At 58.5% G+C, this 15,026-nt stretch carries 13 protein-coding genes; 8 read left to right on the top strand and 5 right to left on the bottom strand.

Annotation, left to right across the window (positions count from 1 at the left end; all coding sequences use genetic code 11):
• The first annotated feature begins 110 nt into the window (after positions 1-110).
• Together ACY8FN_RS08980 and ACY8FN_RS08975 are read left to right on the top strand one after the other, a co-directional pair.
• Positions 111-1,655, top strand: coding sequence for a sensor domain-containing diguanylate cyclase (locus ACY8FN_RS08980; protein ID WP_463099795.1), 1,545 nt, complete (start codon positions 111-113; stop codon positions 1,653-1,655).
• A gap of 49 nt (positions 1,656-1,704) precedes the next feature.
• Positions 1,705-2,574: a patatin-like phospholipase family protein gene (locus tag ACY8FN_RS08975; protein ID WP_463099794.1), complete on the top strand. Its 870-nt coding sequence runs from the start codon at positions 1,705-1,707 to the stop codon at positions 2,572-2,574.
• A 69-nt stretch (positions 2,575-2,643) separates the two neighbouring features.
• Here ACY8FN_RS08975 and ACY8FN_RS08970 read toward each other — a convergent pair whose 3' ends face one another.
• On the bottom strand, positions 2,644-4,005 hold the full coding sequence (locus tag ACY8FN_RS08970) for a sodium-dependent transporter (RefSeq protein ID WP_101325378.1): 1,362 nt from the start codon (positions 4,003-4,005) through the stop codon (positions 2,644-2,646).
• A 200-nt stretch (positions 4,006-4,205) separates the two neighbouring features.
• Positions 4,206-4,472 carry a helix-turn-helix domain-containing protein gene (locus ACY8FN_RS08965; protein ID WP_005338367.1) on the bottom strand — a complete coding sequence of 89 codons (267 nt, stop codon included), beginning with the start codon at positions 4,470-4,472 and terminating at the stop codon, positions 4,206-4,208.
• Between the two features lie 259 nt (positions 4,473-4,731).
• On the opposite strand from ACY8FN_RS08965, the gene ACY8FN_RS08960 reads away from it, so the two are divergent.
• The 4 genes from ACY8FN_RS08960 to ACY8FN_RS08945 all read left to right on the top strand — a co-directional run bounded on the left by ACY8FN_RS08960 (position 4,732) and on the right by ACY8FN_RS08945 (position 9,250).
• Positions 4,732-5,328 (top strand): hypothetical protein, encoded by a 597-nt coding sequence (locus ACY8FN_RS08960; protein WP_139719222.1) that lies wholly within the window; start codon positions 4,732-4,734, stop codon positions 5,326-5,328.
• Positions 5,329-5,636: 308 nt separating this feature from the next.
• Positions 5,637-6,659: a porin OmpA gene (gene ompA / locus ACY8FN_RS08955; protein ID WP_463099793.1), complete on the top strand. Its 1,023-nt coding sequence runs from the start codon at positions 5,637-5,639 to the stop codon at positions 6,657-6,659.
• A 311-nt stretch (positions 6,660-6,970) separates the two neighbouring features.
• The gene (gene ompA, locus ACY8FN_RS08950) at positions 6,971-7,972 is read left to right on the top strand and encodes a porin OmpA (RefSeq protein ID WP_463099792.1); all 1,002 of its coding nucleotides are present in this window, start codon (positions 6,971-6,973) and stop codon (positions 7,970-7,972) included.
• 240 nt (positions 7,973-8,212) lie between these two features.
• Positions 8,213-9,250 (top strand): OmpA family protein, encoded by a 1,038-nt coding sequence (locus tag ACY8FN_RS08945; protein ID WP_463099791.1) that lies wholly within the window; start codon positions 8,213-8,215, stop codon positions 9,248-9,250.
• 93 nt (positions 9,251-9,343) lie between these two features.
• Here ACY8FN_RS08945 and ACY8FN_RS08940 read toward each other — a convergent pair whose 3' ends face one another.
• Positions 9,344-11,035 (bottom strand): NAD-dependent malic enzyme, encoded by a 1,692-nt coding sequence (locus ACY8FN_RS08940; protein WP_463099790.1) that lies wholly within the window; start codon positions 11,033-11,035, stop codon positions 9,344-9,346.
• A gap of 69 nt (positions 11,036-11,104) precedes the next feature.
• Positions 11,105-11,971 (bottom strand): helix-turn-helix transcriptional regulator, encoded by an 867-nt coding sequence (locus ACY8FN_RS08935; protein WP_463099789.1) that lies wholly within the window; start codon positions 11,969-11,971, stop codon positions 11,105-11,107.
• Positions 11,972-12,091: 120 nt separating this feature from the next.
• On the opposite strand from ACY8FN_RS08935, the gene ACY8FN_RS08930 reads away from it, so the two are divergent.
• A complete protein-coding gene (locus ACY8FN_RS08930; RefSeq protein ID WP_463099788.1) occupies positions 12,092-13,471 on the top strand; it encodes an MATE family efflux transporter in 1,380 nt (459 codons plus the stop codon).
• Positions 13,472-13,594: 123 nt separating this feature from the next.
• Positions 13,595-13,843, top strand: a complete 249-nt coding sequence (locus ACY8FN_RS08925) for a YciN family protein (protein ID WP_463099787.1) — start codon at positions 13,595-13,597, stop codon at positions 13,841-13,843.
• 30 nt (positions 13,844-13,873) lie between these two features.
• Here the strand turns inward: ACY8FN_RS08925 and ACY8FN_RS08920 are convergent, their stop codons facing one another.
• Positions 13,874-14,995: a GGDEF domain-containing protein gene (locus ACY8FN_RS08920; protein ID WP_463099786.1), complete on the bottom strand. Its 1,122-nt coding sequence runs from the start codon at positions 14,993-14,995 to the stop codon at positions 13,874-13,876.
• Between the last annotated feature and the right edge of the window lie 31 nt (positions 14,996-15,026).

Raw genomic sequence — 15,026 nt, 5'->3', positions numbered from 1 at the left:
ACGTAACAGGCGTGGCGCGAGATCACTGCATCTTGGTCGGTTCAGTTTTTTTTCAGACCAGCTCGCATACACTAACGGCTATTTCCTTCGCCATACCGGGTATGTTGCCTATGCCGATGCTGTCAGATCACACCTCTTCCTCGCGTTCGCGTCTTCTCTGGCTGTTATTCGTGCTGGTGATCCTGCTGGTGGGTCTGATCCTGCGACAAAGCCTGAAGCAGATAGAGAGCCTCTACCAAAGCGACACCTTCAACAGCGCCATCCACTTGCGGGATCAATTCAAACAGACCCAGGTGTTTCTGGAGGCGATGCGCGGTCAGGCCGAAGAGCGACTGCGCAGCGACCCCCAGTCGGTGCTGACCCGCCAGCTCTACCATCATATTCAACCACTGCCTGATCAGGGACTGGTGCTCGATCATCTCCCCGCCGAGTTGCCTGCGGGACTGGCGGGTAACCTCACCGGTGAGGGGCCGCTACCGCCACCGGGCAGCGAACGGGAGGCGCGAATTCATCTGGCCCTGAGCCTCTCCCCCTTGCTGGCCACCGCCAGCCAACGCCTGGGCAACGAGATTGCCTGGGTCTATTTCACCGGGGTGGATAACTTCATCTATCTCTACCCCTGGGTCCCCTCCAGTCGGTACCGGTTTTCCTACAACATCTATGAAAAACACGCCTGGCAGGATGCACTGGCCACCCCCAACCCGACCAAAGTGACCATCATCTCCCGCCCCTACGAGGATTTCGCGGGCCTTGGCACCATGATCACCCTGTCGCAGCCTCTCTACCAAGACGACACCCTGGTCGGCATGATCAACATCGATATCTTGCTGGCGCACCTGCAGCAGCAACTCAATACCCTGACTCCAGCGCTCGGCAAGTATCTGCTGCTCAATCAGTACCAGCAGGTGTTGGCCAGCAGTGCGCAACAGCCGGTGGTGCCGAAAAACACCGAGCCAACCGCAGAGTACCAGTGGCGGGAGGGGGCATTGCAACTGACCCTGGCGATCCCGGACACCCCCTTGCGGCTAGTACACAGCGTCACCCTGCTGCCGCTGGCGTGGGCCATGCTCTGCCAGTCAGCGCCCCCCCTGCTCGCCATCCTCTTTATGCTGCTGGCGGTGCTCTCCAACCTGAGATCCCATCGTCTCAACCAGCGGCTTAACTATCTCTCCTGTCATGATGCCCTCACCGGCGCCTTCAACCGCCACTATCTGGCGCGACTGGAGCAGTCGGGCGAGCTGACGCGACAGCGGCCGGGGATCCTGATGTTCGATGCGGATCACTTCAAACGGGTCAACGACAACTTCGGCCACGCCGTCGGCGATATGGTGCTGATCCGGCTGGTGCAGCTCTGTCAGCAACAGCTAAGAAAACAAGACTGCCTGATCCGCTGGGGCGGCGAAGAGTTTTTGCTGCTGGTCAACGATTGCAACGAAACGCAGCTCGCCGACATGGCGGAGCGGCTCAGAACCGCCGTGGCCGATAATGACTGGGCTGCCATTGAACCAGCACTGGCGGTGACCATCAGCCTCGGCTATCACCCCCACGCAGATGGCACCCCGCTTCAGGAGGCGGTGCGCCGTGCCGACGAGGCGCTCTATCAGGCCAAGGCCAACGGCCGCAACCGCAGCGAAAAATGGCAGGGTGACGCCTGATGACTCTCGACGTAAGCTGATCCCTCAAATCCCTTTTTGGAGGAAAGTCGTGCCACGTAAACCCCGCGTAGGGCTCGCTCTCGGGAGCGGCGCCGCCAGAGGATGGGCCCACATCGGCGTCATCCGCGCTCTTGAGCGTCTCGGCATCAAACCAGATTTGATCGCTGGCTGCTCCATCGGCAGCTTTGTTGGTGCTGCGTATGCCGCCGGAGAACTGGATCGGCTGGAGTCATGGGTGCGCGGCTTTACTCGCCTGCAGGTGGTCAGCCTGCTCGATCCTGCCCTCTCTGGCGGCCTGTTTCGCGGCGAAAAGGTGTTTGGCCTTGCTGCCAGCCATTTGGGAGACCCCGCTCTCGAGAGCCTGCCCATTCCCTTCGCCTGTGTCGCCACCGAACTCGATACCGGCCGCGAGATCTGGCTACAACAAGGCCCGCTGCGCCAGTCGGTGCGCGCCTCCTGCGGCATGCCGGGGATCCTGACCCCGACCCGGGTTAACGACCGCTGGCTGGTCGATGGCGCCGTGGTCAATCCGGTGCCCATCTCACTGGCCCGCGCCATGGGGGCCGAGGTGGTGATTGCGGTCAACCTCAATACCGACATGCATCAACCCTGGACCGATGAGCCGGATCAACCGGGCAGCAGCGGCCTGCTCAGTCAGTGGCTCAATAGAGGGGAGACGCCCCCCGCCACGCCCGGTCTGTGGAGCGTGATGAGCGGCGCCATCAACATCATGCAGGAGCGGATCACCCGTGCCCGCATGGCTGGTGACCCGCCAGACATTCAGCTCTGCCCGCGCCTTGGCAGCTTATCCATCATGGATTTTCATCGCGCCAGCGACGCCATCAATGAGGGGGAAGCCTGTGTCGAGCGCAACCTCGATCAGCTCAAGGATGAACTGGGCCGCCTCGGGTTACTGTAACCCTCACACCGATCGCACCAACAAAAAGAGCGCCTTACGGCGCTCTTTTGCTATGACCAAACGGCAGGCTTAGAACAGCCCCAACCCTTTGAGCATCACGATCAGGATCAGCAGCGGCGACACGTAACGGATGATGAAGAACAGTGGCTTGAGGATTGGCAAAGCCAGCTCGCCGCCATTGCTCAGGGCATCGCGCATCTTCTCCTCGCCCCATACCCAGCCCACGAACAGGCAGAGGAAGATACCGCCCAGCGGCATCAGGATGTTGGAGGAGAGGTAGTCGAACAGATCGAAGAAGGTCTTGCCCGCAATCTGCACATCAGCCAGCACGTTATTGGAGAGCGCGCAGGTGGAACCGACCGCCCCCAGCACCAGCAAGTTGATCAGGGTCGCCTTGGGGCGGCTCATCTTGAAACGCTCGGAGAGCACCGACACCGGCACTTCCAGAATGGAGAGCATGGCGCCGGTGGCGGCGATGGCTGACAGCACGAAGAAGAGCACCATGAACACATGGCCAAACGGGATGCTGGCAAACACCGCCGGAATGGTGATGAACAGCAGGGAAGGACCGGCGGTCGGCTCGAACCCGAAGGCAAACACCGCCGGAAAGATGGCGATACCGGCAAGCATGGAGACGAACAGGTCGGCGCACATTACCCGAAAGGCGGTGACCGGAATGTTCTGGTCATCACGGAAGTAGCTGCCGTAAGTCATCATGCAGCCCATGCCGATGGAGAGCTTGAAGAAAGCCAGCCCCATGGCGGTCAACACCACCCCAGCGGTGATCTTGGAAAAATCTGGCGAGAAAAGGAAGGAGAGCCCTTCGCTCGCCCCCGGCAGGGTCAAACTGCGGACACCAATGATCAACAACAGGATAAAGAGCACCGGCATCAACTTCTTGGTGACCGCTTCGATCCCCTTGGAGACCCCCATCAACAAGATGCCGCCCATCAGGGCCAGTACCAGCCACTGCCACAGCAGGCTCTGCAGCGGGTTGCTGATCAGCGCGCCAAATGCAGCGCCGGTGACCTTGGGATCGGTGGAGAGAATGGAGCCGTCGATCGCCTTGAAGATATAGGCAAACACCCAGGCAGCCACTTCCGAGTAAAAAGACATGATCAGGAAGGCTGCCAGCACCCCCATCACCGCAATCAGCCACCAGGGTTGGCCCTTGGGTGCCAGCTTGCTGAGGGTAGTCACCGCATCAGTCTTGCTTTTGCGACCCAGCATGATCTCGGAGATCATCACCGGCAAACCGACCAGCAGGGTCGCGATCACGTAGACCAGCAAAAAGCTGGCGCCACCGTTTTCACCGGTCAGATAGGGGAATTTCCAGATATTACCGAGGCCGACGGCAGAGCCTAAGGTGGCGGCGAGCACGCCGAACTTGCTGGTAAAGCCATCGCGGGCCTTGGGGGTGGTTTGACTCATACTTGTCTCACTTATTTCGCATCATGCGAGATGAACCGGGTTTTGAGGGTAGGAATTTTCTGAGGTTTGTGGTGGTTTGCCAAGATTTTTTGAGCAAAAGCCCTATATAGAGCACAGATAACGAAAATGCAGGCGCCAGGATGCTGATTTTCAGGCAAAAAAATGCCGCCCGCAGGCGGCATTTCTATTCACATTAATGATCACGCCTTGGCGAGGTCATCCGGTCCAATCTGGCCGATTTCGGCGACTTTTTTGTCTGCCAGCAGCCAGAGGGTGAACTTGTGCAGATCCGGGTGGTGAGCCAGGGCAACCAGGAAGGCGCCACCCACTTCACGATAACCCAGCTCGTAGTTCTTCAGCGTGGTGGGGGGAACACCCAGCAGATCAGCAAACTTCGGACGGCTCAAACCAACCGCTTCGCGGATCTGACGGATCTTCTTGCCAACAGTGACGATATTTGAATTCATAATGTTCCATACTCCGTTTTTGGCGGATTTACTCCGCCTTATTTTTCGCGACGACTCGTAGTCAAGTGTATCAGTTTTGTGCGGACTCGTTATGGTCGAGCCTCTATCTTTATGAGCGCCTTTCGGCGACAACCCTTGTCTTCATCGCGGATGGTAATCGCTCAGCCGCTTCAGGTAAACAGTCTCGAAAAGAAACCACATATTGTGGCCCCCCTAATAACTCGTATAATCTGCCGGCTACCCATAAAGAGGAATAAGTATGGCGTTTCCCGGCATTATCTCTCGCCTGCACCCCGTTTCCAGCTCCGCAGAACTGCAGCGACAACTCCATCAGGGTGAACAATATCGCGCCGAAGCATTCTGGCTCCCGGGCCTGTTGCACAGCCAGGCCAACGAGGTCTTGGTGACCCTGTCAGACAAATGCAGCCTGTTTTTAGAACTGGACCACCAGGATTTGCCTCTGCGCAGCCACGATGGAACATTGCATAGCAACGGCCAGATTATCACCGTCAATGGACAAACAATGACCTTGGCAACCACCCCGGGTGATGGTGGTCTGGTACCCGAATCTGGCATGGCCGAGATGGCCGTCTGGCTGGAGGCGGGACACCGCCATTTTCTCTGTTCAGCTGCGGTTCAGCCTGTGGCGCGGGCCATCCTCAATATCTGGCCATTAGACCCCTATCTGGCACGCCATTTTTTGACTGGTTTCACCCCCCTGTTACAGGGTGCAACGGAGGCAGATTACCTCGCAGTCTTTACGGCCAGAGAATATCCAGCCAACCCGCATTCTGACTGGGTTCAGGCCTATATGAAGCTTGAAAAGAAACTGCACCGGGCCTATCTGGATCACTAATTAATCTGGATAAACAGCCAGTTATCCACACGACACAATTTGCCATAAGGCTCATTTGTGAGCTTGATCATGTTTTCAAATCGGCATAGAGTGCGCCTCGTCATTGGAATGACGCCAGCTGCCTGGTAGCGGTTTATTACGTTCTGCGTACCGTACCAGTGCACGAGACACACCAGGAGAGTGTGCAAACCCGGAACCTCCGGGTCACCTGCCAGACTCGACGCCAGCAGTACGGCGGAGCTGCAGTTTACATAAATTAAAAAGTGCGAAGCACGTGAACAACGTGCGATCTCAACGAGGATTTTTTTATGATGAAAATGGCTCCTTCCCTGATTGCCATCGCTATGGCTACTCTGGGTGCTACCGCTGCTCACGCTGCTGACGACATCTACTTCGGTGCCGGTGTTGGTGCTGCTCACTTCAACGGTCTGAACAAGATCGATGGCGGTGGTTACGAAGGTACTGAAGATGCTGCCGCTGCCAACGCGTTCGTCGGCTACAACTTCACCGAAAACTTCGGTACCGAGCTGGGTTACCAGTATGCTGGTCGTGGCAACACCGAAGGTCTGCGTTACGAGAACCAGGGTGCCACCCTGTCCGGTATCGCTCGTCTGCCAGTTGGCAACGACTTCTCCCTGTTTGCTGAAGGCGGCGCCTACTGGGCTCACACTGACGGCCTGGGCATCAGCGACACTAAAGTGTCCCCACTGGCTGGTGCTGGTGTGACTTACAAAGTAAACGACGCGCTGGATCTGCAAGCTCGTTACCGTTACATGTGGGACGTGGCTGACCTGAACGTTGACGGTATCCACTATAAGTCCAACCAGAGCGTTGCTACTCTGGAAGCGGTATACCACCCGTTCCGCACTTCCTACGTTGCTCCGGTAGCAGCTCCGGTTGTTGCAGAAGCTCCGGCCCCTGCTCCGCAGATGGTTGAGAAGAGCTTTGCTCTGAACTCTGACGTACTGTTTGCCTTCGGCAAAGAGACTCTGAAGCCGGAAGGCGTTGCAGCCCTGAACGGTCTGTACCAGCAAATCGTTGAATTCCAGCCGAAAGATGGCAACGCTGTTGTTGTTGGTTACACCGACCGTATCGGTTCCGACGCTTACAACCAGAAGCTGTCTGAAGCACGTGCTCGCACCGTTGCCAACTTCCTGGTAACCAAAGGCATGGCCGCTAGCAAAGTTGCTATCGAAGGTCGTGGCGAAGCTAACCCGGTAACCGGTACCAAGTGCAACAACGTTACCGCTAAAGCCCAGCTGATCTCCTGCCTGGCTCCGGATCGTCGCGTAGAAGTACGTGTATCTGGCGTACAAGAAGTTCAGAAGTAATTTGAACTGACTTGAATGCTACGAAAAGGGGATGCTAACGCATCCCCTTTTGCATATCTATTTCCCCCTCCCCCGCTTGCCTGTCACATCTCCCCCTTAACTTGCCTGCTAACGCCCAAAAGCATAGAGTAGTTGCGCCTGTAAGGTATTGGATAAGCACTAAAAAGCGCTTCGTGTCCGGTCTGTTGTCCATGACGCCAATGCATCATGAGAGTCCAAAAGCCTTCGCTATCCACTTTGCTGGCGATTTTTTCGCAGCAATAAAAACAAGTGCATTGCCCGACATGGGCTAACACAACGAGGATAAACCGATGAAACTCAAAATGGCTCCTACCCTGATTGCACTGGCGCTGGCCGCCGCAGGCACCACAGCACAAGCCGCCGATGACTGGTATACCGGTATCGGTGCAGGTTGGGCCTATGCCCACGGTCTGGATGATGTTAAGGGTCTGGATACCGATAAAGATGCCACTGCACTGAGTCTGTTCGGCGGCTACAACTTCAACGACTACTATGCCGCTGAACTGGGCTACCTCTACGCTGGCAGTGCTGGCGTTGACGGAACCGACTTCAAAACCCAGGGTGCAACCCTCTCCGGCATCGCCCGTCTGCCGCTGGGCGACATCTTCTCGGTGTTTGCTGAAGGTGGTGCCTACTTCAATCACGTCAACGGCAATGGCAACAGCGACAACGGCACCGCGCCGCTGGCTGGTCTCGGCTTGACTGCCAAGGTCTCTGACCTTATCGATGTGCAAGCCCGCTACCGCTATCTGTGGAATCTGGGCAGCGAGCAGAAAACCTGGGAGAGCGACATGAGCGTCGCCACCCTGGAGCTGGTGCTGCACCCGAACCGCACCTCCTATGTGGCACCGGTTGCCGCCCCCGCCCCTGAGCCGGTTCCCGAGCCGGTGCTGGTCGACAAAAACTTCGCCCTGAGCTCTGATGTGCTGTTTGCCTTTGGCAAATCGACCCTCAAGCCAGAAGGTGTCGCAGCGCTCAACACCCTCTATCAGCAGATCGTTGAGGTTCAGCCGAAAGATGGCAGCGCCGTGGTCGTCGGTTACACCGATCGCATCGGCTCTGACGCCTACAACCAGAAACTCTCCGAAGCGCGCGCTCGTACCGTCGCCGACTTCCTGGTAGGCAAGGGTCTGCCTGCTGGCAAAGTTGCCATCGAAGGTCGCGGTGAAGCCAATCCGGTCACCGGCACCCAGTGCAACAGCGTCAAGGGCAAGGCTCAGCTGATCTCCTGCCTGGCGCCGGATCGCCGCGTTGAAGTGCGCGTCACCGGCGTGCAACAAGTCAAACAGTAATCCTGTCATCCGACATAGCAAGGAGGCCACCTGGCCTCCTTTTTCTTGCCGCTCATTTCGCCCATCTTGTAACTCTCCTCTGTGACCTCTCCATCTTACCGTCTCGCGTCCATGATTCAGGTTCGCAGCGGGTGGCCCCCATACCTCTTTGGTGGTTAAAAGCAGCCCGTCACCTATACATAAGTGTGGGGTTTGACCAGCAGGCAACCCCACTACACCAAACATCGACGAGGATACGCGATGAACATAAGAGTAAAACCTGTGTGGATTGCACTGGCATTGGCGAGCACAGGCGCACAAGCGGAACCGGTTAACGACTGGTATGCCGGGGTCGGCGGTGGCTGGGCCATTGCCCACAATCTGAATGATTTCAGTCAGGATGTCGGCAAGGATGCGACTGCGCTCTCCCTGTTTGGCGGCTACAACTTCACGGAAAATCTGGGGGCCGAGATTGGCTATCTCTCCACCGGTGACTGGGATATCAGCGGCCATGACTTCAACAGCAAGGGAGCCACGCTGTCAGTCATTGGCCGCCTGCCGCTCAGCGAGATGTTCTCGCTCTTTGCCGAGGGCGGTGGCTATATCTATCACGTAGAATCAGTCAACGGCGGGGACGACAACCTGGCACCGCTGGCTGGTCTGGGAGTGACTGCCCGGCTCCATGACTGGGTCGATCTGCAGGCACGCTACCGCTACATAGTGCGCGTTGGCGATGACCCGGATAACGGCAAAGCCAACAGCGGCACCCAGCGCTGGGTCAGCGACATCAGCACCGCCACGCTGGAGCTGGTGATCCACCCGAACCGCAGCCAACCCGCAGAAGCGGTCCCCACGCCCGCCCCGGTCGTGGTCCCCCCTCCACCAGCCGAACCGGAAGTGGTGGATCAAACCTTCAACCTCAGTTCCGATGTGCTGTTCGCCTTTGGCCAAGCAGATCTCAAACAGGAGGGGATGAGTGCGCTGGAAGATCTCTACCAGCAGATCGTCGACGTACAACCCAAGGATGGCAGTGCGGTCGTGATGGGTTATAGCGACCGTATCGGTTCAGCGGCCAACAATCAGGCACTGTCGGAGGCGCGGGCAACCACGGTGGCCAACTTCCTGATCAGCAAAGGGCTGCCCGCCGACAAGGTGAGCATCCAGGGCAATGGTGCAAGCAATCCGGTCACCGGCAACCAGTGTGATGCCATCAAGGCGAAGGCGGCACTCATCGACTGCCTTGGGCCGGATCGCCGGGTCGAGGTGCGCGTCACCGGCGTGCAGAGTGCCAGCGAGTAGTTCATCTTGAGGCGATCCCCATGTCAGCCGTGCAGTAAAAAGGGATGCTTGCGCATCCCTTTTGCTTTGCCGTGGAATCCACGCCCCATCCAATCAGAACGAGGTGCGGCGGTAGCGGCGGTACTCCGGATGCCAGAAGTTGGCTTCGATGGCCTGATCGATCACCTCGTCCGGGGTCTGCACCGCTTTACCCTGCAGCATGGCGGTCTTGGCCACCATCTTGGCGATGTAACGGGAGACCTCGTGAATATCTGCCAAATCCGGCAGTAGCGAGCCTTCCGCACCTTTTACCAGCGGTGAGCACTCAGCCAGCGCGCGGCTGGCCGACATCAGCATGGCATCGGTCACCCGGGTGGCGCCGGAGGCGATAACGCCCAGACCAATCCCCGGGAAGATAAAGGAGTTGTTGCACTGGGCGATGACGTAACGCTTGCCCTTGTGCTCCACCGGCGCAAACGGGCTGCCGGTTGCCACCAGCGCCTGACCGTCGGTCCAGCGGATCAAATCAGCAGGCGTCGCCTCGACCCGGGAGGTGGGGTTGGAGAGCGGGAAGATGATGGGGCGGGCACAGTGCTTGTGCATGGTCTTGACCACCTCTTCGGTAAACAGCCCCGGCTGGCCGGATACCCCGATCAAGATGTCAGGATGACCGTGCTCCATCACCTCCAGCAAAGAGATGTTGTCCCCCACCGGCCAGTCGGCAATGCACTCCACCGGCTGGGAGAGACGGCGCTGGAAGTCGAGCTGGTTGGGGATCTTGTCGGTGATAAGACCGAAACGGTCCACCATAAAGACCCGGCCCCGGGCCTGTGCATCGGTCAGCCCCTCGGCCTTCATCTGCGCCACTATCTGCTCGGCAATCCCACAACCGGCACTGCCCGCACCGAGGAAGGCGACCCGCTTCTCGGAGAGCTTGGCACCAGAGGCCTTGCAGGCGGCGATCAGGCTGCCCAGGGTCACTGCGGCAGTACCCTGAATATCATCGTTGAAGCAGCAGAGCTCGTTCTTGTAGCGGTTGAGCAACGGCATGGCGTTGTTCTGGGCGAAATCCTCGAACTGCAGCAGGATATCGGGCCAGCGGCGCTTGACCGCCTGAATGAAGGCATCGACAAACTCCGCATACTCTTCACCTGAGATGCGCGGATTGCGCCAGCCCATATAGAAGGGGTCATTGAGCAGTTGCTGGTTGTTGGTGCCCGCATCCAGCACCACCGGCAGGCAGTAGGCTGGGGAGATACCGCCACAGGCGGTGTAGAGCGACAACTTGCCGATGGGGATGCCCATGCCGCCAATCCCCTGGTCACCCAGACCCAGGATCCGCTCGCCATCGGTGACCACGATCACCTTGACGTTCTGCTTGGTGGCGTTTTGCAGCATGTCATCGATCCGGTCCATATCCGGATAGGAGATAAACAGGCCACGGGCGCGGCGGTAGATGTTGGAGAACTCCTCGCACGCCTTGCCCACGGTCGGGGTATAGATGATCGGCAACATCTCGGTCAGGTGGTTGTGCAACAGACGGTAAAACAGCGTCTCGTTGGTGTCCTGAATGTTGCGCAGATAGATGTGCTTATCCATGTCGTTACCAAACGCCATGAACTGGCGATAGGCGCGCTCGGCCTGCTCTTCGATGGTCTCGATATTTTGCGGCAGTAACCCTTCGAGATTAAAGTGGCCGCGCTCTTCACTGGTGAAGGCGCTTCCCTTGTTGAGCAGTGGGGTCTCCAGCAGGGCGGGACCGGCGTAGGGAATGTAGAGGGGGCGTTTCTTATTATCTTCAAACATGGATCTTGATACCTAAACGATTAGCGGAACGTAGGAGCCCGCCGATCCTAGGGACTTGCGCCATGAATTTCAAAGAGTTTGCACATCTGTTGCAAAAGGTTTGCGACCCAGTCGACGAAAAGTACCCGGCGTCTGCCCTGTCAGGCGGCGAAAGCGGTTGGCAAAGTTGGCCCCATCGCTGTAACCGACCCGGAGCGCCAGCTCACCGAGTGACCAGTTGGTATAGAGCAGCAGCTGGCGTGCCTTGCTCATTCTGAGCTCGGTCACCCTCGCCATCGGCCCCATGCCAAATGCTTGCTGACAGAGGCGATGCAGATGGGGCACCGAGCAAGCCATCTGGTCAGCCAGCAGGGCCACACTCCAGGGTTCGTCAAGGCGCGCCTCCACCCGGCGAAACAGCGCCTGTAACCGCAGCTCCGGGGTGCCGCGAACCTCCCCTTGCAGGGTGCGCTCCAGCAGTGCCAGCAGTGCCAGCAGCAAACTGAGTAGTTGAGGCTGCAACGGTGAGCGCACGCCTTCTACCTGCATCAGGCTGAGCAGATGGTAGAGCTGATCGCCGCCATCCCCCTGCCAGATGCGATGACCAAGCCGGTGCAGGTGCTGCCAGCGCGGCACGTCATCGAGCAAAATCCAGCTGATCTGCCAGCTCTCCCCAACCAGCTTGAGACCACCAGGCTGTGCGGCAGGCAGAAAGATGAGCGACCCGGCCGGAATGGCTTGCTCCCCCTCGGCGGTGAGCAGCACCCCACCCTCATCGTGGCTCACCATCAGGATGTGGAACTCAGGCCGGTTGCGGCGGATCAGGTAGTGATCCCGCACCAGGGAGAGGCCGGTCAGAAGGATGCCCGCCTCACCGAGCAGGGGCAGCCCTTCACGCCCCAGCATCCACTCTTCGCAGGCTGGCGCTATCTCCAGACACTCGCTGATAAATGGCATAACACCTCAACAGGATAGTTTTGCACAAGAAAACCGAGAGGTATCCACAGTGGGGAAACTTCGACATCCACCTATCATACCCCTGAAACACCTTGCTTTTCTCACCCCAGGTTAACAACTATGAATTATTGGCAAGCGATTTTAAAACAAACCACCGATCGTGAGTTCATGACCCGACTGTGGCGGCTGGCGCTGCCTGTCTCGCTGCAGTCCATGATGTTCTCCCTGCTCGGCCTCATCGATATCATGATGGTGAGTCAGCTTGGCACCACGGCGGTAGCGGCGGTCGGCTTGGGTAACCGGGTCGTGTTTTTCAATATGCTGGTAATAGGGGGCCTCGCGGGCGGGGTCTCGGTATTGTCAGCGCAATACTTCGGGCGCGGCGAGCTGGCGGGGGTGCGCCGCTCCCTGGCGCTGGCGCTGGTGGGGGCCCTGCTGATTACCCTGCCGTTTGCCTTTCTCTATGTGTTATCGCCGGGCAGCGTGCTGGGCTTTGCCAGCCAGGATCCAGCACTGCGCCTGCTGGCGGATCAATTCCTGATGATCACCGGCGCCACCATCCTCTGTACCGCCATCGTGGTGCCGCTGGAGTCAGCGCTGCGTTCGGTAGGCAACGCCGCGGCACCGACCCGCATCGGCATTATCGCCATCATCGCCAACGTCATCCTCAACTACGCCCTCATCTTCGGTCACTTCGGCTGCGAGGCGATGGGGGTGGCCGGGTCGGCCTGGGGCACCACCATTTCGCGCCTGCTGCAAACGGCCTTGCTGCTGATCTATGTGAAGCGTTATGAGTCGCGGCTGATCCCGCGCGCACCAGACTGGCTGGCCGCCTTCAAACGCAAGGAGGTGGTGCGCTTCACCCTGATCGCCCTGCCGCTCTTGTTCCACGACGGGCTCTGGGCCTTTGGCATGCTGATTTACGGCTTTCTCTACGCCCATCTGGGCACCGATTCGCTGGCCATCATGACCACCCTCGGCACGCTGGAGAGCATTCTTATCTCCCTCTTCTTCGGGCTGGCAGTGGCCTGCTCTACCCTGCTCGGCCACCGGCTCGGGGCCGAGCAGTACGACATCGCCTGGCAGCACTCCCAGCTGTTCCTGCTGCTGGCACCGATTGGTGCGCTATTGGTGGGGATCGCGGTCTGGTTGCTGCAAGCCAATCTGCTGCAGTGGGTCGGCAACCTGCCCGCCGAGCTGATGACCGAGGCGGGTCAGGTGCTCGGCATCATGTGTCTGGGGATGCTGCTCAAGGTGTTCAATATGGTGGGGATCATCGGCGTGCTGCGCTCTGGCGGCGATGTGAACTACAGCATCTTCATCGATATCGTCGGCATGTGGTGCATCGGCATCCCGCTCGCCTGGGTGGCGGTCAGTGTGCTCGGCTGGCCCCTCTCCTGGGTGGTAGCAGTGGTGTTGCTGGAGGAGCTCTGCAAGGTGCTGCTGGTGCAACGCCGCATTCGCCAGCGGCGCTGGCTCAAAAACCTGGTGATCGGATAAACAGCCACAAATCGGGGTCATATCAATGACAGAAAAACCCTGTTTGCAGTATGCTGGGCGCCTCTTCAATCAGAGGCAGGGATCCACGGTTTCCCTGTCCAGTAGTCGTTTAAGGAGACGAGCATGCAACCACAAAAAGAGCTGATCACCGAGACTGCCCTGCTTGAGATGGCCAACAAGATCATCAAGAGCCACGAAGACTTCATCCACGGCATGCGTGCCGATTCGGTGGAGCAAAAGAGCGACATTCTGGTATTCAAAGGGGAGTTCTTCCTGGCCGAAGATGGCACCCCGACCGGCAAAACCATGGCGGTGTTCAACATGTTCAAGCTGCTGGCCCAGCAGCTCTCCGGCAAGTACCGGCTGAGCTAAGCTCGACACCTCGCCAACAAGATGCCGCCCTCAGGCGGCATCTGTTTTTACGCTCGGCTGATGCTCAACCACCACGCAGTTGCGACCCGCCATCTTGGCCTGATAGAGACACTCGTCGGCACGGTTGATCAGAATATCTATGGTGTCGTCGGTGCGGGCCATGGCAATCCCGATACTCACCGTCACCTCCAGCAACTCATCAGCGGTGGGGCTTTTCACCAGCCGCGCCTCGACCGCAATGCGCAGCCGCTCGGCCACTTTGCTTGCCTGCGCCGGGTCAGCACAGTTGTGGATCAAAATGGCAAACTCTTCGCCGCCATAACGCCCCAACACCATCCCTGAGTCCAGTTGTTCATTCAAGGTCGCCGCGACGTCTTTGAGCACCGCATCCCCCGCCAGATGACCATAGATGTCATTGATCCGCTTGAAGCGATCCAGATCCAGCAGCAACACAGCAAACGATCTCTTCTTGGCTAACAGCCTGACACGGGCTTGCTCCAGCTCTTTCATCAACAAGCGGCGATTCATCATGCCGGTCAGCTCGTCGGTGGTCGATTCCCGATAGAGCCGCAGCAACATATTGAGCTGACCACACTGCACCCAGCAGCTGGCCAGGGTGAACATGCCGAGCACCCACACCTGATTCAGGGTGGCCTGACTCCAGATGGTCTGGCCCACCAGCAGCCAGTGGCCCAGCAGCATGGTCAGCAACACCACCCCCGCCAGTTGTAACCCGAGGGAAAGAGGAATAGGAAAGATGGCAAACAGGGTGATCAGCAGATAGGGAAAGGCGACATAGCCCGCTTGCAGCTGTTGTTCCGTGCCAAAGCTATGAAGGCAAAAGAGCGAGAAGAGCATCATCACCGCCATCAAATAGCCGAGTGCCAGCTTCATTCGCTCACGACGAAAGCGGATGAGATAGGAGAGCGGGATCAGGGGGGAGAGCGTCAGCGTGCAGAAGATCCTGGCCTGAAACAGTTGCTCGAAATGACCCGCAGGCAAGGTAGCCCAATCGATCACTGCCCACACCGGCAAGCCCGCCATCAGCAGGCAGGTGAGCAGGCGCAAACGCACTGTCATAAAGCCCATGCGGGTACGGGTAAAATCTTCGGAGTGAGCCTTGGCACTCCAGAACTCCGCCAATTTCAGCATCTGGATGCTCCACATAACTAAAGAGGGCTCA

The sequence above is a fragment of the Aeromonas sp. 160P genome, assembly GCF_055193095.1.
Note: the sequence above shows the minus strand (reverse complement) of the source record. Positions and strands in the feature narration are given on the sequence as shown.